Here is a 22,133-nt window from a genome sequence, read left to right as displayed (position 1 = left end):
CGATCGCGACCGACATCACTGCTGTGCGCAGGGGACGGTCTATCCTCCGTGACCATGGACGAGGCACTGGACTCGCTGTCGAGATTCATCACGGCTGTCGATCATGTCGGCATCGCCGTGCCCGACCTCGACGCCGCCATCGCGTTCCACACGAAGCACTTCGGGCTGGTCGTCACCCACGTCGAGGTGAACGAGGAGCAGGGTGTCCGTGAGGCGATGCTGCGGGCGCCCGGCGACACCGGCGGGGCCGCCGTGCAGTTGCTGGCACCGGTTGACGAACGATCGACCATCGCCAAGTTCCTCGACCGCAGCGGCCCTGGACTCCAGCAACTCGCCTACCGCGTCACCGACGTCGAAGCCGCCGCGGACGCGCTGCGGTCGGCAGGGCTGCGTGTGCTCTACGCACAGGCCCGCAAGGGCACGGCGGGCAGCAAGGTCAACTTCGTGCATCCGAAGGACGCGGGCGGCGTGCTGGTGGAACTCGTCGAGCCCGCAGCCGACCCCGGCCAGGCCGGGGACCACTGACGTCTCACGGTCGGTGGGCGTCGGCGTCAACTCCGACGGCGCCGGAGGGTGCCTCCTGACGGACCCGGCCACGGTGCGCTGGCGCGGTGTCGGCAGTGCCTCGGTCGGCCAGGTCCCGACCCTTCCGGTCACTCGGCGGCAGCCCGGTCGGCCCTTCGCGTTCTGGCCGTGAGGGCCGAGGCGATGAACGACAGCTCTGCGCGCATCTCCTCCGGTGTCGCCGTGTGCCGCGCCACCGAATGCCGGTGGCTGACGGCGCGCGCCACCAGTACCGACGCGCTCTCGACGTCGGCGGCCATCCGCGCGGGCACCCCCGCCGCGAGGATCACCGCGCGAACCTGCGCGATCAAAGCCTCGTAGCGGTTGCGCAACGCCTCCCGCACAACGCTGTGGGTGTCGGCCTCACGCCACAGCAGGTGCGACAACACGCGCGAGGAGGACAACCTGCGGTCCAACTCGGTGACCAGCCGGTGCAGGCTCTCGGCGACGTCACCCCGCACCACCACTCTCGCGGGGTCGATCCGTTCGTCGGGCAGCCGTTCCACCAGCGCCGTCAACAGATCGGGTTTGCGGCGGAAGTAGTAATGCACGAGACTCTTCGGAACGTCGGCCGCCTCGGCGATCCGGGACGTGGGAGTCGCCTGGAAACCGAACTCCGCGAAGAGCCGCTCGGCGGCCTGGAGAATCCGTTCCCTCGCCGAAGCATCCGGCACAGCGCCGTCCTGCCTCCGGGGCATTCGCACTCACCGCCCTCTCACGTCACGAACAGCCCTTCGAGTGCCCGCGCCCGTTCACGATGCGCGAGCACTCGACAGAAGAAAGGGGCCGACGAGCTACTGATCGTCCCGCGCGGCCCCGCGCTCAGTGCTGACCTGCCATACGGTGGGCGGCTGTGGCCAGTGGAAGGGCAGCCGCACCCGCGATCACAGTCAGCCCGCCGACGATCCAGGACGTCCACGCGGCACCCGTGAACTCGGTGTAGCCCATCACCCACGGCGAGATGAAGGCGAGTGCGCCGAGCACGATCTGCACGCCCTCGCCGTAGACGGCGCCGGGCATCGCCAACGACACAAGGCCGTCCAGCACGATGAGGGCTCCGAGCACCACCATCGTCCAGGTCGCGGCCGTGTTGGTGTCGAACCAGATCGGCGAAAGGGCGAGGACCGCGCCGAGCACGACCTCGGCCCAGTCGTGTGGTCTGGTCCAGGGCCTCGCCGAGGTCCGATCGGAAATCCGAGCCATCGATGCTCACCTCCTGCGGGCACCGGATCGCCTCGTCGCGATCCGTACCAGCAGAATGCGCGTGGACTGGCCGGCCGGTCAAACACAGCGCTCTCGCTCCTTCGGACTCTCCGAAAAGTGCCCGCAGAGCCCGCCCGCTAGGGTGGGGACCATGAGCCTTGGCGAGGAACGGGAGCTCGTGCCGCTGGGTGCCGGTTTCGACTTCGAGAAGCGTGGCTACAACCGCGCGCAGGTCGATGAGCATCTGGAACGGCTCGACGCCGACATCAAGATGCTCATGTCCGACCGCGACGCCGCCATCTCACAGGCCGAGGACCTGGCGAGACAGTTGGAGGCCGCGCGCATCGAGATCGACGATCTGCGGGGGCAGGTCGAACGGCTCGCCCAGCCACCCACGTCCATCGAGGGACTGTCCGAGCGACTCCAGCGCATGTTGCGGCTCGCCCAGGAGGAGGCGAGCGACACCAAGGCCAGGGCGGAGGCCGAGGCAGGCCACATCCGGGCCAAGGCCGAATCCGACGCCAGCGCCATGCGCGCCCGATACGAACAGCTGCTCACCGAGCTCGCCGAGCGGCGCAAGCAGATGGAGGCCGAGCACGCCAAGGTGCTCGACGACGCCCGCGCCGAGGGCGAACGCATCACCTCCGAGGCCGCGCAGGAACGCGACCGGCTCGACCGCGAGGCGCAGCAGCGCCGCACGCAGGTCGAGGAGGACTTCGAGATCGCGATGGCTCAGCGCCGCACCGAGTCGATGCGGGTGCTGGCCGAGCAGGAAGCCGCGAGCAAGGCCGAGGCCGAACGCCGGGTGCGCGAGGCATCCGAGGAAGCGGCATCCATCAGGGCGCAGGTCGCGGACGAGCGGGCCAAGGCGGAGGCGGAGATCGAGCGCAGGCGCCGCGAATCCGTCGAGGACGCCAACCGCCGCAAGCAGAACTCGATCAGCGAGGCCAACGCGCGTGTCGCCGAGGCCACCGACGAGGCCAAGCGCCGGGTCAGGGAGGCGACGGAGGAGTCCAACCGCCGCGTCGCGGAGGCGACGGCCCGCGTCGAGGAGCTTCGCGCGCTTCGCTCCAGGATCGCCGAGCAGGTCAAGGCGGCGAGGGCGATGCTCGCGGAGGCGGAATCGGCGCTCGGCACCGGGGGCCCGACGGGCGGCAACGATCAGCCGGGCAGCCGCCCACCGTCCGGCGACGGCCCGGCAACGGACCCGGCCGCACACAACAGCGACGGCGCTTCCGCACCGACAGTGCGCGTGCGAGCGGTGACCACAACAAAACCGACTCGCGAGTAGGTAACTGCTGCGCGGCCGTCTCCAACCCGCTACTGTCACCCTCCAGACCCGGCACGACACCCGACTGGAGGACCGGATGGCCGCCTACAACACCGTCGTCGTCGGCACCGACGGCTCGGAATCGTCACTCGCCGCTGTCGAACGCGCGGCGAAGGTCGCAGCCGACTCCGCGGCCACCCTCGTCATCGCGTGTGCCTACTACCCCGCGAGCAGGGAGAGGGTGGACAAAGCCAGGGACGTGCTCGGCGACGAGGCATACCAGGTGGTCGGCTCCGCTCCCGCCGAGGAGACGTTGCGCACCGCAAGGGAGCGAGCCACCAAAGTGGGCGCGATCTCCCTGGAGACCGTCGCCGTGGTCGGCAGTCCGGTGGAGTCGCTGCGCAAGATCGTCCGTGACCACGACGCGGATCTGCTCGTGGTCGGCAACCGTGGGCTCAACACGCTCGCGGGCAGGATCCTCGGCTCGGTTCCCTCCGAGGTGGCGCGCAAATCAGGGGTCGATGTGCTGATCGTCCACACCACCTGAACCCGGCTGACCGGCTCCACGGCCACCGATGGCCGGGACCGCAGTGACCGCTCAGCCCGGCGTGGCAGCGCTTCGAGGAGCGCCGTTTCCCCGAAGCGAAGACCGCGTCGAGATGTCGAAACGTGGAGGCGCCCCAAAGAAACTTCTCGCCCACAGCGTCGAGGGGCCGGTTTGCCTCCGGCCGGGTCACCCACGCGCACGACGACGCGCCGCACGGCGCTGTGTGTCAGGCGGTGGCGGCCCACCTGGCGATCCAGCTCGACCCCGCTCAGCCGCTCAGCTCAGGTGCCTTCGTCGAGACCACCCGCGACCGCGACCCTCGCACCCGCGCCCGCACCCGCACCCGCACCCGACAACCTGGCCGCTGGCGCCCGTCAGCCCCAAGCACCACAAGGCAGCCTTGCTAATCCCAAGCGCCACAAGGCAGCCCTGCCAATCCCAAGCGCCACAAGGAATCTTGCGTCAGCCCCGACACCACAAGCGCCCTTGCGCCAGCCCGAGCACCACAAGGCGGCTCCGCCAATCCCAAGCACCACAGGCGCCTTGCGTCAGCCCCGGGGCGATAGCGGCTGTATTCCATGCGAGCGGCCTGCGCTGAACCGCGCCGTGCTCAGCGCAGGCGGGCGACAGTGGACGGAAGTGCGCCGTCATCACGTGGTGTGCGGCCCACTGTGCCGACGTCACATGGCATGCGATGCGCTGGGCCGCACCCGCACGGGGTCACCGGCTCGCGAAACGCTCGCGGCGAACGACGACCTTCCGCCCCTTGATGCTGCTGTCGCGCAGTGCCGTGATGACATCGTCGGCAGCGGACTCCGGCACGTCCACCAGCGAGAACTTGTCGGTGATCTCGATGGCACCGACGTCCTTGCCTCGCAGCTGCGATTCGCCTGCGATGGCGCCGACCAAATCCTGCGGGCGCACACCCGCCCTGCGACCGAGGCTCACGAACAGACGGGTCATCCCACCGCTGGGCCGCTTTCCGCGCCGCGTGTCCCTCGGACCGCGGTCCTTGGGACCACGCCGCGAACGACCGTCGTCCCGAGGTCGCAGTTCCACGTCGGGAATCTCGGCATCGCCGTCGGTGCCATCGGCACCATGGGCGAGTTTCACCGCGGCGAGCGCGATCTCGACGATGTCGAACTCCTCGGCCAGCGGTTCGACGACGACGCGGTAGCGGTCGAGATCGCCGGCTTCCACCAGTGCCTCACGCAGCGCCACACGGGTGAGTTCGAGGCGACGGGCTCGCAGATCGGCGACGGTCGGCAGCTTGCGCACCGAGATGGTCTGACCGGTGACCCGCTCGATCGTCTTGATCATGCGGTGTTCTCTCGGTTCGGCGAGTGTGATGGCGCTGCCCTCGCGACCGGCGCGCCCAACCCGTCCGATGCGGTGCACGTAGATCTCGGGCGCACTCGGCACGTCGTAGTTGACCACGTGGGTGAGCTGATCGATGTCGAGTCCTCGCGCGGCGACATCGGTGGCCACGACAAGGTCGGCTGTCCCGGCGCGCAGGCGCCCGACCACGCGGTTGCGCTGGCTTTGGTCCATACCACCATGCAAGGCCTCCGCGCGGTAGCCGCGGCCGTTCATGATCTCGGTGAGGCGATCGACCTCTTCCCTCGTGCGGCAGAAGACGACCGTCGCTTCCGGGGCCTCGATGTCGAGAACCCTGCCGAGTGCCGCGGGCTTGTGCCCTCGGGGGACCACGTAGGCGACCTGCGTGACCGCTGCGGCGTCCCCGCTCATCGACTCTGCCCTCGTCAGTTCGATGCGACGCGGCTCGCGGAGGTAGCGGCGCACCATGCCGCTGATGCGCGGAGGCATGGTGGCGGAGAAGAGCATGGTCTGCCGGTCGGTGGGAGTCTGGTCGAGGATCGCGTCGATGTCCTCGGCGAAGCCCATGTCGAGCATCTCGTCAGCCTCGTCGAGCACGACCATGCGCAACTTCGACAGGTCCAGCGATCCGCGCGAGAGGTGGTCCAGCGCCCTGCCGGGCGTGGCCACGACGACATCCACGCCGGTTTCCAGGCTGCGCAGCTGCCTTCCCATCGGCTGGCCGCCGTACACGGGGACGACCCGGATGCCGAGGTGCCTGCCGTAGCGGTACATCGCCTCACACACCTGCGCGGCGAGTTCCCTCGTCGGCACCAGCACGAGAGCGCTCGGCTTCCCGTTCCGATCGAGGTCGGCGAGCCGATGGAGCACTGGCAGTGAGAAGGCGGCGGTCTTTCCGGTGCCCGTGGCTGCCTGCCCGACCACATCAGCGCCGTCGAGCAGCGCCGGGATCGCGGCCATCTGGATGGGGGTCGGTTCCTCGTAACCGAGATCCGACAGCGCCCTCAACAACTCGGGGCGGAGCCCCAGTGTGCCGAACTCGGTGGCAGGGCCGCTGTCGGCCGCAGTGCCGGTGTCGGTGTCGGTGTCGATGGAAGGGTCGGTGGCGACCTCGGTGACGTTGTGCGAATGCGCCGTGCTGGCGACCATGAAAAAGCTCCTGCTCCTGGGGTAGATCTTCTCGGTGACGCCACGGCCGTGGCACCACCCAGGCAGGGGCGGCAACCTACGGTACCCTTCGAACGGGTGATCGATCACCTCGGTGATGCGCGTTCTGCTCGTCACCACCGCGTCACGACATCGACGGGCCCCGCACTCACCACAGTGACGACGCCTGTGGCGCACCTGGCATTCCCGCACAGCCGCTCAACCTGCGAACCGCCTGCTCACCGCCCTGCGGGGAGGACTGCGTACTGCCGGACGTACAGGTCGGTGTAGGTGACCGGGCCGCGCGGGCCGGGCACCTTGTCGAGATTGATGCCGGTCTCCGGCACGCCGAGCAGCTTGAACCCGTCCAGCAGACGCGTCGGCGCGTTCCAGAACACACCGGTTCCCTGGTAGCCGTCGAAGAACGCCTCGGCCGTCGCGGCGTCCTCGGTGGCGATCCCCGCTGCCAGACCAGACGTCTGCTCGTTGGCGATCCGGACCGCTTCGGCGACTCCCCCGACTCGCGCCACGGTGACCGTGGCCTCGCGTTCGGAGTCGAGTGCCCATTCGTAGCCGATGGGATGCTCGTGCGGAGGCAGCGACGGTGTGACACCACGCGCGGCAAGCGCCTCGGACACGATCGGCCAGATCTGGTCGTGCACGGCATCGTGAATGAGCAGCAGGTTCAGCCGATTGCACACGCCGAGTCGGTCGAGGCTGTTCGTGATGAGTGAGCGGACGGTGTCCTCATCGGCATTCTCATCGACGTACAGCACGCCACCGCCGTCGGCGTGAGCGAGCGTCCGCACACCGTGCTGCGCGGCTGTCAGCGCGAGGGAACGTGTGCTGTCCCCGCTACCCCGCAGGATCACCAGCGGCACGAGGTCGGGCAGTCGCACCAGCTCGGTCGCCGCCTCCCGCTCGGCCCGTGGCACGAGCTGCACGACACGCTCGTCGATACCTGCCTCGGCCAGAGCGGGGCGGATGACTCCCTCGAGCAGGCACGTGGCCGAACCCAAAGCAGCCGATCCGGTACGCAGCACCCCCGCGTTTCGGGACTTCACCAGCTGCGACGCGACGTCCACCGTCACGTTGGGCCTGGCCTCGTAGTTGGCCCCGATCACACCGACAGGACGGCGGCGCTCCACGAGCTGAAGGTCGCCGGGAAGTGTGGATACGACGACGCTGCGATCCTGATGCGGGGCCGAGGCAAGGAGACGAAGCTGATCGGCCATGTCCGTCAGCCTGCTCTCGGTGATGGTCAGCCGGTCGAGCAGGCCCGTGCTCATCCCTGTGGACTGCGCAGTGGAGACGTCCTGCCGGTTGGCCTTCAGAATCGCCTCACGGTGTGCCAGCAGCCGCTGGGCCATACCGTTCAGCGCGGCATCGACGGTCTCGTTCGTGGCGCGGGCCAGTGACGGAGCCGCGTCCTTCGCCGCCCGAGCACACTCCTCGACCGCCTTCGCCACCTCGTCCGTCACCGTGCCATCCTTCCGACGACCGCACCCGGCCACACCGGGTACTCGCATCGACTTCTCCTCGTTCTAGTGTGCCCCACCTCGGTGACGGCACCGGCGCCCGGTCACTCCGTCGCCGAGGAGAACACGTCCGCCGGCGCCAGCGCCGGTTCGATCAGCAACATGCCGCCTGCGACCACACAGGTCACCGAAAGCACTCCCACCACGAACAGCCAGAGCATCGCGGGCAACGCCGTCAGGCGCGCCAACTGGTCGATGTCCGAATCGCGCGCCGCGCCCCTGCGTCGTTTCATCTGGAGCTCGAACAACGGCCGGATCGCGCCGAACAGCAGGAACCAGGTGATCAGGTAGACGAAGGCCGCCTGCACGGCTGGACCGGCGAACAATGCGATGCCTCCGAGAACCATGGCGGACAGAACCACCGAGAAGATCCCGTAGGCGTTGCGGACCATCACGAGCACACCGAGCAGCAGCACAGCCGCGATCCCCAGCACGACGCTGAGCCGTTCGGCCGAGACCAGCCACGCGAACACGACCCCGAGCAGAGCCGGGGCCGGGTAGCCCGCCAGCGCCGTCAGCACCATGCCGGGGCCTGTGGGCCTGCCCTTCGACACCGTCACACCGGAGGTGTCGGAATGCAGCCTGATGCCCTGCAAACGACGCCCCGCGAGTAGTGCGAAGAGTGCGTGTCCCGCTTCGTGCACGATGGTCACCACATTGCGCGCGAACCGCCACGGCCTGCTCACGACGACCACTGCCAGCGCCAGCACACCGGTGATGACAGCGATCATGCTCGCGGCGTCAGTTCCGAAGTCCAGCGCCCTCAGCACGATGCCGTCGCCATCCACCCCATTTTCGTCCACCCCGTTCACGAATGTCAGCTCATCACAGGCTGTTCAGCGCACCGTCACCCCCACCTCGGTGACGGCAGCGGCACGACACGCTACTGTTCGTCGATTGTCACCTCCCGGAAGAAGAACGCTCCCCAGCCTCGGTAGGGCCGCCACCGGTCGGCCACTGCGGCGAGTCCCGGTTCGTCGGTGTCGTAATGCCGCCGCAACGCCGTGGTGAGGTGACTTTCCGCCCGGGGAAAGAGATCGGGGTGTCCTGCCCCGCGTCCCACCACGAGCTCGGCGGAGAACGGTCCGATGCCGGGCAGTCTCCGCACCTCCTCCAGTGCCGTGCCGATCGGTAGTCGCCGCAGCCTCGCCGCATCGAGGACACCCTCAACGCCTGCTTCGGCTACCGCAGCCAGCCGCTTGCGCTTCACGGCTGAGAGTCGGTACGAGGAATCGAGATCACCGAGGTCGCCTGGCGCGGGAAAACACACGACCTCGCGGCCTCCGATTCGCAGGCGTCGCCCTCGGCGTTCGGCGATGTGGCGCACGAGGGCATCGGCCTGCGACACCCGGAGCCGATGGCACACCACAGCCCAGCACGCGGCCTCGTACGCCGAGCCGAACAACACCGGCCGCAACCCCGGACCTGCCCTCACCCTGCGCGCGAGTACCGGATCGCGGGCCAGTACCGAGGGAAAGCCGGTGCCGTCCACATCGAGCGACAAGATCCGGCAGGCCTGAGCGACCGTCGCGTGAACGTCCTCCGCGACGGCGTCGGCCTCGATGCGCACCACACCTGGTGCACTCTGACTGACCAGCGCGGCCGCGTAGCTCCAGCTGCGTTCAACAGGGAACGCGAGCGCGACGGAACTCGCCGTTCCACCATCCGTATCGCGGGCACTGCCGTCGGCATCCGTGATGCTGTCGATCCCTGCGATGCCTGCGATGCCACAGCGTTGCGGTGTTCTCGCGAGATGCGCGGTGTAGTCCGCCACATCGACATCGCCACGCACCTCGATCTCGACGGCAACCAGGTCGCTCTCCACCAATGCAGTCATTGCTTCGCTCACTTTCCGTTTCGTCACGAGGAAATCGACCGAACACAGTGGACTCAAGCAGTCTCCACGTCTGGCGATGCGACCGAGGCTACGGCCATCCAGCGCTACTGGAAAGCAGACAGGGAAGCGAACGGAACCATCCACATACGAAGTTGCTCCAGGCGAGTGACGACAAAAACCGGTGGACCTCGCTGATACCGTGACCGCATGGGTTGTTACGCCGTTTACATCCGGCTGCGGCTGTTCTGACAGCAGCGGCTGTGGCCTTTCCCCAGGCCCTCCTTCACGCGGCATTCCACTGCCGCGCACCACGCTGACTCCAGCGTTTCCTTTCTGCTGCCCTCATCCGGGCGGGCAGTCGCTGCGCCATGAAGTTCTCCCGCGCGCTCTCGCGCCTCCCCTCCTTCATGACGGAGCAGACATGTCAGCCGAAAGGCGTTTTCCTCGCCGCAGCGAACGCGGCACCCGGCCCAATCCCTCAGGTGTGCACTTTCTCGTCGCCGAAGACGTGGTGAACACCCTTGTCCGCGTCTGCCGACCGGGACCGGACGATCTAGTGATCGACTTCGGCGCGGGCCCCGGGGTGCTGACGTCCGCCGCGGCGAAACGAGGCGCGCGCGTGCTCGCTGTGGAGCGTGACGCCGAGTTCGCCGCGATGCTCATCCGCAGGTTCCGGGACAACGCCCGCGTGCGGGTCGTACGCGGTGATCTGCGCACCGTCACGTTGCCTCGCAAAGACTTCCTCGTCATGGCGAATCCGCCGTACTCCGCCTCGACGGCGTTGTTTCGCAGACTTCTCGGCGCACGCAGGCCCACGGTCGTGCGAGGGGCGCTGACCGTGGAATGGGGATTCGCCCGGCGGCTGGTTTCGGCGACCTCTTCGGCTGGCGAACTGGCGTGGTGGGCGGCCAGGTACGACATCGGGCTCGTCCGCAGGGTTCGCCCCGCCTCGTTCCGCCCACAGCCCAGAGTGGACTCCGCCGTCGTTTCGATCCGGCGACGCGAACTGTCCCCAGAGGCCGAGCGGCTGTTGGTGGAGCTGCTCAAGGCCGCGGGAAGAAACCCAAGCCGGTCGGCAAGGTCGCTGGTACGCCACATCGGCGCCCCTGACGCCCACCGGCTGCTCGCACGTTGCGGCGTCGAGCCGGGTTCGAGCGCGGGAATCGTTCCGCCTTCCGCCTTCGCGGCGTTCGCCGACGCCGCCACGGCGCGCGGGGAAAAGCCGTCCAGCACGGTGTGACAGCATGGAACGGGGCGTGACAAGGGACACCACTACTGCTCGCGTTAGGGTTTGCCGGTGAACGACCGTCTTGTCTGGATCGATTGTGAGATGACGGGCCTCGACCTCGCGAAGGACGCCCTCATCGAGATCGCCGTGCTCGTCACGGACGCTGAACTGAACGTGCTCGGTGAGGGCATCGACCTCGTCATCCACGCCGATGACGAGGCTCTGGCGAACATGCCCGACGTCGTTCGCGAGATGCATGCCCGCTCGGGCCTCACCGAGGAGGTCCGGCGCTCCGCCATGACGCTCGACGAGGCCGAGCGACTGGCGCTCGACTACATCCGCGAACACGTTCCCGACCCGCGGACCGCGCCGTTGGCAGGCAACTCCATCGCCACGGACCGCGGCTTCCTCGCGAGGGACATGCCCGCGCTGGACGCACACCTGCACTACCGCATGGTTGACGTCTCGTCGGTGAAGGAGCTGGTGCGCCGCTGGTACCCGCGCATCTACTACGCCAAGCCCGAGAAAGGGCTCGCACACAGGGCGCTCGCCGATATCAAGGAATCGATCGGTGAGCTGAAGTACTACCGGCGGACGGCCTTCGTGCCGCAGCCGGGGCCCACCAGCGAGGAGGCGAGGGCCGCTGCCGAGGAGGTGCTCCGTCACCACGAGGGGTGACCCCGTGCGGCGCGCTCGTGCGGGCACGCTATGATGATCGGGCCGAGGTGCTCAGGCACCTCTCGCGGTGGGTGTAGCTCAGCTGGTAGAGCACCTGGTTGTGGTCCAGGGGGCCGCGGGTTCAAGTCCCGTCACTCACCCTCGTCCCGGAAGCCCGGATCGCGTCACGTTCGCGATCCGGGCTTCCGTCTTTCCCGGCCCACGTCGTTCACCCCGCAGGGCGGTTTCCTCACCGCCTGGTCTCCCGCGTTCCTCTTGAGAGGAGGATCGCATCGACGCACATGGGAAACAGTAGGACGCCCTACTAAACTCCCCGGTAACGCGAGACCAGCCAGGAAGGATCGTCATGGGTGACATCACGCGAGTCGGCGTGATCGGTGCGGGCCTGATGGGATCGGGCATCGCGGAGGTGACCGCGAGAGCCGGTCTCGACGTTGTCGTCGTCGAGGCGAATGCGGCAGCCGCCGAGGCGGGCCGGAGCCGGATCGAGAAATCGCTCGGAAAGGGCGTGGACAAGGGCAAGCTCTCGGCCGAGGAACGCGACGCCGCGCTCGCGCGGCTCACCTTCTCGACGGAGCTGGACGCCTGCGCGGATCGGCAGCTGGTGATCGAGGCCGTCGCCGAGAACGAGGCCGTGAAGCTCGACGTGTTCGGCAGGCTCGACAAAATCGTGGCACCCGACGCCGTCCTGGCGTCCAACACGTCGTCGCTGCCCATCACGCGGCTGGCCATGGCGACAGGGCGGCCTGAGCGGGTCGTGGGGTTGCACTTCTTCAACCCCGTCCCGGTGCAGAAGCTCGTCGAGCTGATCCCGAGCCTGCTCACCGACGACGACACCGCGGCACGCGCTGCCGCGTTCGCCTCCGACGTGCTGGGCAAGACCGTGGTCAAGGCGCCGGATCGCGCCGGTTTCGTGGTCAACGCCCTGCTCATCCCCTACCTGCTTTCGGCCATCCGCATGGTGGAGGCCGGGCACGCGACGCCGGAGGACATCGACAACGGCATGGTGCTGGGATGCGCCCACCCGATGGGGCCGCTGCGGCTCGCGGACCTCGTCGGCCTCGACACCACGAAGGCTGTCGCCGAGTCGATGTACGAGGAGTACAAGGAGCCCCTCTACGCCCCGCCGCCGCTGTTGCAGCGCATGGTCGAGGCCGGGCTCTACGGCAGGAAGTCCGGTCGCGGCTTCTACGACTACACCCGGGGAGAGTGACATGTATCAGTTGCCGGAGGAGCACGAGGAGCTCCGCGCCGCCGTTCGCGCACTGGCCGAGAAGGAGATCGCCCCGCACGCCGCCGAGGTGGACGAGCAGGAGCGCTACCCGGTTGAGGCCGCGCAGGCGCTGACCGCGGCAGGATTCAACGCTGTGCACATTCCCGAGGAGTACTCGGGCCAGGGTGCGGACGCGGTCGCGGCCTGCATCGTCATCGAGGAGGTCGCGAGGGTCGATGCCTCCGCGTCGCTGATCCCCGCCGTCAACAAGCTGGGCACGCAGCCCATCCTGCTCTCGGCATCGGAAGAGCTGAAGCAGCTCGTGCTGCCCTCGATCGCCAGCGGTGAGGCGTCGGCGTCGTACGCGCTGTCCGAGCGGGAAGCAGGCTCCGACACCGCGTCGATGCGCACGCGGGCTCACCTCGACGGCGACCACTGGGTGCTCAACGGCACCAAGTGCTGGATCACCAACGCAGGCGAGTCGAGCTGGTACACGGTGATGGCCGTGACCGACCCCAACGCGGAGAAGAAGGCGCGCGGTATCTCGGCGTTCGTCGTCCACGCCGACGACCCGGGTTTCTCGGTGGGGCCGAAGGAGCGCAAGCTCGGCATCAAGGGCTCGCCCACCCGCGAAATCTACTTCGAGAACTGCACGATCCCGGCGAACCGGATCATCGGGGAGCCCGGCACGGGCCTCAAGACCGCGCTGGCGACGCTCGACCACACGCGCCCGACCATCGGCGCGCAGGCACTGGGCATCGCGCAGGGCGCCCTCGACGCCGCCGTCGAGTACGTCAAGGATCGCAAGCAGTTCGGTCAGGCCATCAGCCAGTTCCAGGGTGTGCAGTTCATGCTCGCCGACATGGCGATGAAGGTGGAGGCCGCGAGGCACATGGTGTACGCGTCGGCCGCGGCCACCGAGCGAGGCGACGCGAGGGCGAGTTTCCTCGCCAGCGCCGCGAAGACCTACGCCTCCGACATCGCCATGGAGGTCACGACGGACGCTGTGCAGCTCTTCGGCGGCGCGGGCTACACCCGGGACTTCCCCGTCGAGCGCATGATGCGCGACGCGAAGATCACGCAGATCTACGAGGGCACCAACCAGATCCAGCGCATGGTGATGGCCCGGCAACTGCTGAAGGGCTGACGTTTACGCTGGTCAGGGACCCGCGAGAGTTCTTCGCGGGTCCCTGACCAGCGCGTCAGCATCTCTACTCGATGTCTGACTCCACCGCCACATCGGTGAGCTGTGGCAGCATTCTTCCCGTGCGATCAGTGCGTTCGTCAGCCTGTCGGCGGAGGCGAAGAGAGCATCGCCGCTTCACGATGAAACCCCAGTGGGCGTTTTCGCAGCAAGGTTGTCCCCCGGTCTGTCGGCGCGGGGAGTGTCAAGCCCTGCCGCTCAGGGTCCCTGCGGTGAACGGCATCATCTGCTCGTGCCGGAGGACCAGGTCGCGATACGGGAGACTCACGACCGGGTGCTCGGTTAGACCGAGTTGTCGTTCGGTCTGATCCAGCAGGGTCGCCGCTGCGACCGGATCATCGGCCATGACTTCCGTCTCGGCGAACCCGGCGCGTTGCCGGCCCCTCAGGCACTCGACCGTGGACAGGAAATCCCTGTCGGGACGGCTGTAGTAGGTATCGACCTCGATGCTGGCACCCGCGTCGCGGTAGCCGCCCTTGAGTAGCCGGGCCGTCAATACGGTGGCGTCGGTGAGTGCTCTCTTTCGTTCGACCTCGATTGTGTTCATGGCGTCCAGTTGTCTCCCTTGTTGATCGACGCGTACATGCGGGCCAGGCTGGATTTCCCGCATGATCGGACACCGTGTCGAATGCCTGCCTCAGCGCGGCGACATCGCTGCGGGGTACGTTCTGGAACAGCACCAGTTGTTTGGCGTCGAGCAATGGATTCGCCAGCCGCTTGGTCAGGAACCGGTTGTAGTAGTGCCGACCAATACGGCGGATGTCGTCGGTCGTCAGCCGCTCCGCTCACAGACTCATCAGGACGTACAGGTGGTCTCGCGCGGCGCGCGCTCGTCGCGCGAGACCGATCAGATCGACGACCAGGTCTCCCACCGGGTCGGACACCGTCGCGAGCTCCTCGACGGCGGCCCAGCCGCGGGCCAGCTCGGACGTCCTGTTGTCGTCCACGCCCGCGAGAGTGTCGCGTAGGTCCTGACCGAGTCCGCACACCAACCGTTCCTCCGTCGCCGCTCCGTCTCCGCACAGCTCAAGCGGAGCCAGATCGACATTCCACGGCTCGTCCCGGATGAGCGCGACGAGCTTTCCGAGGACGACCGCGGGATCGACCCATTTCGCCGCTACGGCGTCGAAGTCGGCCATCGACGAGTCGCGGGGACTGTCGAGGGCTCGTGAGGCGGCCTCGACGTCAGGAGCACGGAAGTAGTCGTAGGTGACACCCATCCCGGGGTTGTACCAGCCGACTTCCGACCGGTCCGGCCTAACCCGCCCGCCCGCACACCGTGGCACGGGGTGGCTGTGACGGCCCGCCGGTGACGAACGGCCCTACTGACTGCCCCACGACGCGTGTGTTCTGGAAGGAGGGCCTTCTTCCGGCCCAGCAGACAACTGGCATCAGCGCGCGAAGGAGGTGTTCACAGGTGACACCCGAGGAGCGCAAGGACCTCACCCGCCGCACGGTCCACGCCGTCATCGACGAGGGCGATCTCGACGCGTGTGCCGACATGTACTCCTCGCACTGCACGTTCCACTACCCGAACTTCCCCTTCGAGGGAATCGAGGGATACAAGCAGTTCATGAGCGAACTGCGGCAGGCCAACCCGGATGTGCACTGCGACATCCACGACATTCTCGTGGACGGCGACCTGCTCGCGGCACGCTGGACCATGGGCGGCACCGCCCGCCATGAGTTCCGCGGCATACCCGGCACGGGCAAGACGTGGGTGATGAGCGGCATGCAGCTCACCAAGTGGGAGAACGACCGCGTCGTCGAGGAATGGGGCAGCTTCGACCTGTTCGGCCAGCTGCGTCAGCTCGGCGTCATTCCCGAAACGGCGGAACAGCGGCGTTGACGACGAAGCCCGGGCAGCCCACCTGTCCGGGCTTCTCGCCGAACTAGCTCTGCCACTCCTCCCAGGACATCTGCCACACGCTCCAGCCGTCCGTGGGCTCCAGCTCCGGACCACGGCTGCGCTTGACCGTGAAGACGTCCCCGCGTTTCGTCTTGCCCATCAGCCAGGCCGCGTTCTCGGTGGACAGATTGATGCACCCGTGGCTGACGTTCGCGTTGCCCTGGTCACCGAGCGACCAGGGCGCGGAGTGGTAGAAGATGCCGCTGTTCGACAATCGCACCGCGTAGTCAACGTAAAGACGGTATCCCTGCGCGCTGTCCACCGCGACGCCGTAGGTGCTGGAGTCCATGGTGTAACCGTTGTGCTCGCTCATGACGGTGTAGGTGCCGTGCGGGGTCGGGCTGGCAGGCTTGCCCATCGAGATGGGCATGGTCCGCACGTTCGCGTCGTTGATCGACACCGTCATCGTGTGCTTCTGCCCGTCGGCGACGGCGACGAGCTTGTCGCCCACCGTGAAGTCCACGGCTTCGTCCTCGGCGCCGTAGGTTCCGTCACCGAGGTGCTTGCCGTAGATGTCCGCGTCGATCGAGACGTCCGTCCCCGGCTGCCAGTACTCCTTGGGCCGCCAGATCACCCTCGTGTCTCCGAACCAGTGGAAATCGCCCTCGGTTTTCGGTTCCGCCGTGACGTTCAGCGCTTCCTCGGCCGCGTCACGGTCGGGCACGGGGCCGGTGAAGTCGAAGATGAGCGGCATGCCGACGCCCACCGTCTCGTCGTCCCACACGTTGACGGAGACGGCGACCGTGCGAGCGGGCGTCGCGGTGGTGAAGGTGGATTCCTCCTTCACCGTCCTGCCGTTCTCACCCTTCGCCTCGACGCTGAGCGTGTAGGTCTTGCCGTAGCCGAGGGGTTCGGCTGTTGTCCAGAAGGTGCCCTCCGCGCGGAGGTCGTCCTCGACGTGGGTGCCGTGTTTGCCGATCAGGGTGGCCTTCGTGATGGTGCCGTGTTCGGCGGTCACGGTGATGGCGTCGCCGGGTTCGACATCGGTGTCGCCATCGCTCACCGACAGCGCGAGCAGGACGGGTTTCGGTGCCTCGGTAGACGTCCGCGACGACGGCGGCTCACCGGTCTCCGCAGCCGCGCCACACCCCGTCAGCAGGGCCGCAGCCAGCAGGAGCGAGCCCCACCGGCCACCCGACCGTGTCCGGAGACTCTGCCCTCGCGTCACAAACACCACCCGTTCCCATTACCGCATGCCACGACCGTGTCGCGAGTGTCCCGCACTGGTCGCAGCGCGTGCAGGGACTTGACCAACTTGTGTCCAACCCTGAACGAGGGGGCCCCGGGAAACGCTCTTCGACGGGCGTGCTACTGTTTCTCTCGTCGCCGGGACAGACCGCGAACAGCGGAACCGGAAACGGCAAGCGCCATTAGCTCAACTGGCAGAGCAGCTGACTCTTAATCAGCGGGTTCGGGGTTCGAGTCCCTGATGGCGCACAGAAACCCCAGGTCAAACGGCCTGGGGATTTTTTAGGTCCGCGACAAGCCAACCGAAACCCAACCTTTTGGGGTTTGACTACGTACCCAGTTCATCGTGAAGGGCATCCGCCGCCGCCGGATTCGCCATCTTCCGGGCAACGTACACGTCCTGGGTGAGCGAGGGACGCGCATGGCCGAGTTGGTCGGCAATCTGCCGGGGCGTGAAGCGTGCCTCATCGAGGATCGTCGCGCACGTCTTGCGGAACACGTGCGAGGTGACCCACGCGAACCCTTCGGTTCCTCGCGCGGTCCGCAGGTCCCTTCGGGTATTGCTCGGATCGCGCCAGCCGCCCGCCGTATCGGGAAAGACTGGTGCAGCAGCGCCGATGGCCGGTCCTTCGCCGGGGTACGCAGCCGCCCGCCGCTGGAGCATCTCGACAGCGAAGAGAGGCAGAGGAAGCACACGCCTGCCGCTGTCGGTCTTCGGCGGGATACGACGCAGCCCCTCACCGCGAATACGCACCAAAGTCCACTCGATGTCAACCGTCCGAGCGTCGAAATCGACCTCATCCCAGGAGACAGCCAGCGCCTCACCGATGCGCACACCAGTGGCGAGCATGAACCGCGTCAAGTCCGGGAGATCCTTACGGACGGCGAAGGGATCGGCTTCGAGCTGAGCCAACCACCGCACACGTTCGTCCGCCGTCAACGCCCGGACGCTGCGCTGCCCGCCCGAGCTGATCTTCTTGGTCTCCCGAGTCGGGTTCGTCGCCGTCGCGCCATGCCGAGCCGCGAGCCCCATGACGCCGGACACCACACTGCGCACCACCTTGGCCGTCGCCGCACTCCGCCGCTTCCGCACAGCCTGAAGGAGCACATCAACCCGAGGCGTCGTGACCTCCCGTATCCGCAGCTCACCCAGCGCCGGAAGCACGTAGTTGCAGAGCTGGCGCTCGTAGAGGTACGCCGAGTTCGGCGACAAGTCCCCCGTCTCCACGGCCGAGCTGACCTCACGCAGCCACAGATCCGCAGCAGCGGAGAACTTCGTATCACCAGTGATGAGACCGCCCGCCGACTGCGCCGAACGATCGCGAAGTGCTTCACGAAGCCGATTCCGCGCCGCCGTTTCAGTGTGTCCCGATCGCTCGACCAGCCGTGTCACCCCGTCGAAATCCCGGTACTTCGCCTTGGCGACAAACCCGCCCCCAGGCTTCCGGGTGACCTTGATCTTGCCGTGCGTTCCCACAGGAAGCGGCGGACGAGCCATCAGGTACTCCTCCCCCGCTCCGCGATGGCCTTTTCGGCGATGGCTGCGGCGAAGTCGCGTTCGGCCTGGCTGCGGTAGCCGACTCCGGTGAGTGCCCAGTCGTTGATGACGGTGACCTGGCCGGGGTCGTGGATGCCGAGGGCCGCCAGTTCGTGGGCGAAGCGATGGTCACGGCGGGCGCCGCGCAGGGCGGTGAATGTGGTGGAGTAGCGGCGGGACTTGGTCAGGAAGTGGCCCCGGAAGCCGAGCATGTGCGCCCACTTCCGCAACCGCAGTTCCGCCAGCTCGGGCAGGCTACCGAGCCGCCAGGCAGTGCGGATCATGGTGCGGGTGTGGTCGGTGACATCCAGGTCGGCGATGTGTTGTTCGGAGCGAATCGGAGCATCGGCGCCGGGGGTGTGGCCGGTGCCTTTGGTGGCGTACTTGGCGATGTAGGACGCCACCGAGGAACCCCGCACCAACATGGCCGGATCGTTCGGCTCAGCCTCGGTGATGGCGCGGCAGTCGATCTGCCTTCCCCACACCAGCCGACGGGACCCCACCGCCTCAGAAGGTGGCGAGTCCACCGCCACCGCCCGAGCTGCCGAGCGCACCACCCGTTCCAGCAACTCCACCGTGGTCGCCGCTGGGGGTGGCGTGTTGGGGCCGTCGGGTCCGTCGAGGCGGACCACGGCGTGAAAATGGACCAGACCCCGCCGCTGATACTCCGCCACCTTCACGTACGACACCCGCAGGTGGTGTCTCAGCGCGGTCGGACGTACCCCGAGGGCGCGGGCCAGATGGCGGGCGCAGGCGATGGTGAAGCGCCGCCACAACTCCGAGGCGTGCGCCTGCCACAACACCGCGCCCACGTAGTCGTAGGCCTCCGGATCGAGCGGCGTGCCCAAGGCGGGGTCGTAGTCGTGATGAGTCGTCCCGCAGGCGCACGGGCGACGCTGCCCGGTGCGGGTGGTCGGCTGGTTGTGCACAGGCCCGAACGACGGCGCGGTCAGCGTCACGAACAACCGCGGATGCCCCGTCACCGCCTCCGCCACGCCCTTGCCGCCGGACAAGCCCGCACGGATCAAGTGGAAGGTGTCCGCCGAATACCGGTCCGCACACGACGGGCACACCGACTCCCGCCGGTTGCCGCACGCGGCCAACAGCGTGCCTTCCAACTCCCGCACCCGCTGACCGTCAGCCGTCTCCCACGAAGCTGATCCGGCCAGACGGACCGGCTTCGCGCACCCGCCGACCGCTTGCACCTTGGCCCGCCACGAACGGAACCCCGAGCCCCGCAGCAGCAGCGACAACCGCTCGTCTTCGCCCGGCAATTCCGCCACCAGCCGGGGCGACCTCGCGCGTTCGGCCATGCTCAGTCCACCGCGCAGATACACAGCACCGCAGCACCGACCGTGCCCGTGTAGGAGCCGTCATCAAATTCCAGCAGGGTTCCCCAGCAATTGCCGCACGCATCCTTCGGACACGTGCCCGTCGTGCGCCTCACCACCTCGCAACGCAACCACTCCGCCAGCGAGAACCACTGATCAGCACCCACGACCGAATACACGTCACCGGAGGCCACCAACGCGTTCCACCGCGTCGGAGACAGCCCCACCTGCTCCACAATCACGTCTTCGATGTACGGCGGCAGATCCCCAAACCGGCCCAGCGCATACGGCTCCAACGTCAGCGGGTTCTCATCCGAGAACCGGAACCGCTCCGGAACTTCCACCACAATCGGCTCATCGATGACCAACGCGAGCGCACCCATGACCATGTCCTCCCAGTGAAGTGGCTTGAGCCAGTTGCTGGCTTAAGCCAGTAAAGCGCGTCGCACGTCGTCCGTCAATAGCTGGCTTGAGCCAGTACACTGACCGCGATGAAGACAGGTCCGCTGACAGCAATCGAGGCGTCGTGAACAGTTCCGCAGACCGTCACAGTGACGGGACGCAGCTCCCGAGCCGTCAGGTGGCAAGCGAGCTGCGCAGCGCGATCGCCTCGGGCGACCTGCCTCCCGGTGCCAAGCTGCCATCCGAACGAGCGTTGGCCGCCAAGTACGGCGTGGCCCGCAACACCGCCCGCGAAGCCATTCGCCTGCTCACCGACGAGGGTCTGGTCACCGCGCACCACGGCAAGGGTGTGTTCGTCCGCGAGAAGCGCCGCCTCCTCCGCTTCGGAAGCGAGCGTTACTCGCACAGTCTCCGGAACGAGACGGGACTGTCGCCCTACCGCGCCGAGGTGGCGAAGCAAGGCCGCACGGCCCGCGTGGACTGCACGTCGATCGAGCGTGTCCAGCCGCCCGAGGATGTCGCCGAGCGCCTGGGCGTGGACCCGGCCGAGCCGTCCGTGGTGCGCCGGGAGAACTGGTACTACGCCGACGACGACCCCGTTCAGGTCGGCGTCACCTACATCCCGTGGGAGATCGCGGAAGGTTCGGTGCTGGCCACGTCGGCGAAGATGGGTAAGGGCAGCCTGTACGCGCGGTTCGAGGAACTCGGACACCCGATCACCCGCATCCGCGAAGAAGTCTCCGCCCGCATGCCCACCCACGAAGAAGCCACAGGACTGTCCATCCCGGACGGTGTTCCGGTGCTCGATGTGCTGCACACCGGCATCGACCACCTCGGCCGACCGTTCGACGTGACAAGGTTCGTCATGCGCGCCGACCTGACCGGCCTGGACTACACCATGCCCGTGGAGGACTGATGTTCGAGCCGCACCAGCAGACGACCCCGGTGGTCCGTCCCCGCCACGAGGACGATCTTCCCGCGTGCGCTGCCGCGCTGGTGGCCGTGCACGAGACGGATGGCTACCCCGTCGAAGGAATCGCCGACCCGGAAGCGTGGCTCAAGCCCGCCGGACTGGTGAAGGCGTGGGTTGCCGAACTGGCCGGTGAGGTCGTCGGCCATGCCTGCATCACCGAGCCCACGGACACCGACGCAGCGGCCGTCATGTTCCGCAAGACCGCCGAGGGCGCAGCCGCGGACATCGCCGTGTTGGGCCGACTGTTCGTCCACCCCGAAGCCCGAGGACATCGAGCGGGCGAACTACTCACCCGTGCCGTGATGGACCACGCAGCCGGTAAAGGGCTACGCCTCGTGCTGGACGTCATGGAGAAGGATCAGACCGCGATTCGCCTCTACGAACGTCTCGGATGGCGCAGGATCGGAGTGACCGAGCACGACTCAGGCCACGGCCTCGTGCCCGCCTACTGCTACGTCAGCCCCGCCCCGTAGCTCACCCGGCACACATCCGGTGAGGACTTTCTCTACATGTTCAAGGGCGGCCCCGCCGGGGCCGCCTGCCTGCTGTCTGTGGGTCCGCGCCAGCGGGTCGCCGGGCGTGCGGCTGACGCCGGTCCCGGCGTCCCGCACGCGGACCCGGGAGCGGAAGGCAGGCGACCGGGAACCACGGCGGGACCGCCAGGAGAGAAGAAGAGATGCCCTCGCCGGGCGGGCAGGTCTCCGGGATGGCCGGGGAAAGTGCCGGCAGTTGCGGTTCGTCGGTGGTCCGGTAGGTGTTCCATCCCGTCTGACCTCCCCAAGGGCTATCACGCCGCGCCAAGGGGGCAAGCCTGGCAACGTCAGCCGCCGGTCAACGAGCAAGGTTGCCCCCTTGACACGGCGTGATCGGGCTACGCCAGGTCAGACGGGATGGAACACCAGGCCACCCCAAGTGTGCAGGGCGGAGCCAAACGAAACCCAACCCAAACAACGGCAGAGGACGCCGACCAACGACACGAAAACGCTGCCTCAATTCGCCATCAGCGCAGGTAGCGGCAGTGATCGAC

At 67.7% G+C, this 22,133-nt stretch carries 22 protein-coding genes and 2 tRNA genes; 12 read left to right on the top strand and 12 right to left on the bottom strand.

The window, feature by feature from the left end; all coding sequences use genetic code 11:
* Window positions 1–54 precede the first annotated feature (54 nt).
* A complete protein-coding gene (gene mce, locus SACXIDRAFT_RS16250) occupies window positions 55–525 on the top strand; it encodes a methylmalonyl-CoA epimerase (protein WP_006239697.1) in 471 nt (156 codons plus the stop codon).
* A gap of 128 nt (window positions 526–653) precedes the next feature.
* Here mce and SACXIDRAFT_RS16245 read toward each other — a convergent pair whose 3' ends face one another.
* A complete protein-coding gene (locus SACXIDRAFT_RS16245) occupies window positions 654–1,262 on the bottom strand; it encodes a TetR/AcrR family transcriptional regulator (RefSeq protein ID WP_006239696.1) in 609 nt (202 codons plus the stop codon).
* A 124-nt stretch (window positions 1,263–1,386) separates the two neighbouring features.
* The gene (locus SACXIDRAFT_RS16240; protein WP_006239695.1) at window positions 1,387–1,767 is read right to left on the bottom strand and encodes an SPW repeat protein; all 381 of its coding nucleotides are present in this window, start codon (window positions 1,765–1,767) and stop codon (window positions 1,387–1,389) included.
* A 151-nt stretch (window positions 1,768–1,918) separates the two neighbouring features.
* Between SACXIDRAFT_RS16240 and SACXIDRAFT_RS16235 the strand changes: the two genes are divergently transcribed.
* Both SACXIDRAFT_RS16235 and SACXIDRAFT_RS16230 read left to right on the top strand, forming a co-directional pair.
* The gene (locus SACXIDRAFT_RS16235; protein ID WP_006239694.1) at window positions 1,919–3,058 is read left to right on the top strand and encodes a coiled-coil domain-containing protein; all 1,140 of its coding nucleotides are present in this window, start codon (window positions 1,919–1,921) and stop codon (window positions 3,056–3,058) included.
* Between the two features lie 76 nt (window positions 3,059–3,134).
* Window positions 3,135–3,584, top strand: a complete 450-nt coding sequence (locus SACXIDRAFT_RS16230; RefSeq protein WP_006239693.1) for a universal stress protein — start codon at window positions 3,135–3,137, stop codon at window positions 3,582–3,584.
* Between the two features lie 720 nt (window positions 3,585–4,304).
* Here the strand turns inward: SACXIDRAFT_RS16230 and SACXIDRAFT_RS16225 are convergent.
* The 4 genes from SACXIDRAFT_RS16225 to SACXIDRAFT_RS16210 form a co-directional block, all read right to left on the bottom strand.
* Window positions 4,305–6,071, bottom strand: coding sequence for a DEAD/DEAH box helicase (locus tag SACXIDRAFT_RS16225; protein WP_006239692.1), 1,767 nt, complete (start codon window positions 6,069–6,071; stop codon window positions 4,305–4,307).
* Between the two features lie 236 nt (window positions 6,072–6,307).
* Window positions 6,308–7,597 (bottom strand): aldehyde dehydrogenase family protein, encoded by a 1,290-nt coding sequence (locus SACXIDRAFT_RS16220; RefSeq protein ID WP_006239691.1) that lies wholly within the window; start codon window positions 7,595–7,597, stop codon window positions 6,308–6,310.
* A 53-nt stretch (window positions 7,598–7,650) separates the two neighbouring features.
* Window positions 7,651–8,418, bottom strand: a complete 768-nt coding sequence (locus SACXIDRAFT_RS16215; protein WP_006239690.1) for a M50 family metallopeptidase — start codon at window positions 8,416–8,418, stop codon at window positions 7,651–7,653.
* A 71-nt stretch (window positions 8,419–8,489) separates the two neighbouring features.
* Window positions 8,490–9,443 carry a DNA-3-methyladenine glycosylase family protein gene (locus tag SACXIDRAFT_RS16210; protein ID WP_040922221.1) on the bottom strand — a complete coding sequence of 318 codons (954 nt, stop codon included), beginning with the start codon at window positions 9,441–9,443 and terminating at the stop codon, window positions 8,490–8,492.
* 421 nt (window positions 9,444–9,864) lie between these two features.
* Here SACXIDRAFT_RS16210 and SACXIDRAFT_RS16205 point away from each other — a divergent pair, with 421 nt between their 5' ends.
* The 5 genes from SACXIDRAFT_RS16205 to SACXIDRAFT_RS16185 all read left to right on the top strand — a co-directional run bounded on the left by SACXIDRAFT_RS16205 (window position 9,865) and on the right by SACXIDRAFT_RS16185 (window position 13,709).
* Window positions 9,865–10,683: a ribosomal RNA small subunit methyltransferase A gene (locus SACXIDRAFT_RS16205; RefSeq protein ID WP_006239688.1), complete on the top strand. Its 819-nt coding sequence runs from the start codon at window positions 9,865–9,867 to the stop codon at window positions 10,681–10,683.
* A gap of 57 nt (window positions 10,684–10,740) precedes the next feature.
* Window positions 10,741–11,349, top strand: coding sequence for an oligoribonuclease (gene orn / locus SACXIDRAFT_RS16200; protein WP_006239687.1), 609 nt, complete (start codon window positions 10,741–10,743; stop codon window positions 11,347–11,349).
* A gap of 67 nt (window positions 11,350–11,416) precedes the next feature.
* Window positions 11,417–11,489, top strand: a tRNA-His gene (locus SACXIDRAFT_RS16195).
* Between the two features lie 206 nt (window positions 11,490–11,695).
* A complete protein-coding gene (locus SACXIDRAFT_RS16190) occupies window positions 11,696–12,562 on the top strand; it encodes a 3-hydroxybutyryl-CoA dehydrogenase (RefSeq protein ID WP_006239686.1) in 867 nt (288 codons plus the stop codon).
* A gap of 1 nt (window position 12,563) precedes the next feature.
* A complete protein-coding gene (locus SACXIDRAFT_RS16185) occupies window positions 12,564–13,709 on the top strand; it encodes an acyl-CoA dehydrogenase family protein (RefSeq protein WP_006239685.1) in 1,146 nt (381 codons plus the stop codon).
* 241 nt (window positions 13,710–13,950) lie between these two features.
* Here the strand turns inward: SACXIDRAFT_RS16185 and SACXIDRAFT_RS16180 are convergent, their stop codons facing one another.
* Together SACXIDRAFT_RS16180 and SACXIDRAFT_RS16175 are read right to left on the bottom strand one after the other, a co-directional pair.
* Entirely contained in the window at window positions 13,951–14,313 is a 363-nt protein-coding gene (locus SACXIDRAFT_RS16180) for a hypothetical protein (RefSeq protein ID WP_006239684.1), read from the bottom strand.
* Between the two features lie 238 nt (window positions 14,314–14,551).
* Complete coding sequence (locus SACXIDRAFT_RS16175) at window positions 14,552–14,986, bottom strand: hypothetical protein (protein WP_006239683.1); 435 nt, start codon at window positions 14,984–14,986, stop codon at window positions 14,552–14,554.
* Window positions 14,987–15,183: 197 nt separating this feature from the next.
* On the opposite strand from SACXIDRAFT_RS16175, the gene SACXIDRAFT_RS16170 reads away from it, so the two are divergent.
* Entirely contained in the window at window positions 15,184–15,615 is a 432-nt protein-coding gene (locus tag SACXIDRAFT_RS16170; protein ID WP_006239682.1) for an ester cyclase, read from the top strand.
* Window positions 15,616–15,658: 43 nt separating this feature from the next.
* Here the strand turns inward: SACXIDRAFT_RS16170 and SACXIDRAFT_RS16165 are convergent, their stop codons facing one another.
* A complete protein-coding gene (locus SACXIDRAFT_RS16165) occupies window positions 15,659–16,849 on the bottom strand; it encodes a L,D-transpeptidase (protein ID WP_006239681.1) in 1,191 nt (396 codons plus the stop codon).
* Window positions 16,850–17,039: 190 nt separating this feature from the next.
* Here SACXIDRAFT_RS16165 and SACXIDRAFT_RS16160 point away from each other — a divergent pair.
* A tRNA-Lys gene (locus tag SACXIDRAFT_RS16160) sits at window positions 17,040–17,112 on the top strand.
* 79 nt (window positions 17,113–17,191) lie between these two features.
* Here SACXIDRAFT_RS16160 and SACXIDRAFT_RS16155 read toward each other — a convergent pair.
* The 3 genes from SACXIDRAFT_RS16155 to SACXIDRAFT_RS16145 are packed head-to-tail and all read right to left on the bottom strand — an operon-like array spanning window position 17,192 to window position 20,114.
* Entirely contained in the window at window positions 17,192–18,361 is a 1,170-nt protein-coding gene (locus SACXIDRAFT_RS16155) for a tyrosine-type recombinase/integrase (protein ID WP_006239680.1), read from the bottom strand.
* The gene (locus SACXIDRAFT_RS16150) at window positions 18,361–19,713 is read right to left on the bottom strand and encodes a replication initiator (protein WP_006239679.1); all 1,353 of its coding nucleotides are present in this window, start codon (window positions 19,711–19,713) and stop codon (window positions 18,361–18,363) included. The genes SACXIDRAFT_RS16155 and SACXIDRAFT_RS16150 overlap by 1 nt, the downstream gene beginning before the upstream one ends.
* A gap of 2 nt (window positions 19,714–19,715) precedes the next feature.
* Window positions 19,716–20,114 carry a hypothetical protein gene (locus SACXIDRAFT_RS16145; protein ID WP_006239678.1) on the bottom strand — a complete coding sequence of 133 codons (399 nt, stop codon included), beginning with the start codon at window positions 20,112–20,114 and terminating at the stop codon, window positions 19,716–19,718.
* Between the two features lie 143 nt (window positions 20,115–20,257).
* On the opposite strand from SACXIDRAFT_RS16145, the gene SACXIDRAFT_RS16140 reads away from it, so the two are divergent.
* Together SACXIDRAFT_RS16140 and SACXIDRAFT_RS16135 are read left to right on the top strand one after the other, a co-directional pair.
* Window positions 20,258–21,049: a GntR family transcriptional regulator gene (locus SACXIDRAFT_RS16140; protein ID WP_006239676.1), complete on the top strand. Its 792-nt coding sequence runs from the start codon at window positions 20,258–20,260 to the stop codon at window positions 21,047–21,049.
* Complete coding sequence (locus tag SACXIDRAFT_RS16135; protein ID WP_006239675.1) at window positions 21,049–21,579, top strand: GNAT family N-acetyltransferase; 531 nt, start codon at window positions 21,049–21,051, stop codon at window positions 21,577–21,579. Before SACXIDRAFT_RS16140 ends, SACXIDRAFT_RS16135 begins: the two co-directional genes overlap by 1 nt.
* Window positions 21,580–22,133 lie beyond the last annotated feature (554 nt).

Origin of the sequence: Saccharomonospora xinjiangensis XJ-54 (assembly GCF_000258175.1) — a bacterium.
Lineage (GTDB): Bacteria > Actinomycetota > Actinomycetes > Mycobacteriales > Pseudonocardiaceae > Saccharomonospora > Saccharomonospora xinjiangensis.
This window is presented reverse-complemented; position numbering and strand designations above follow the sequence as displayed.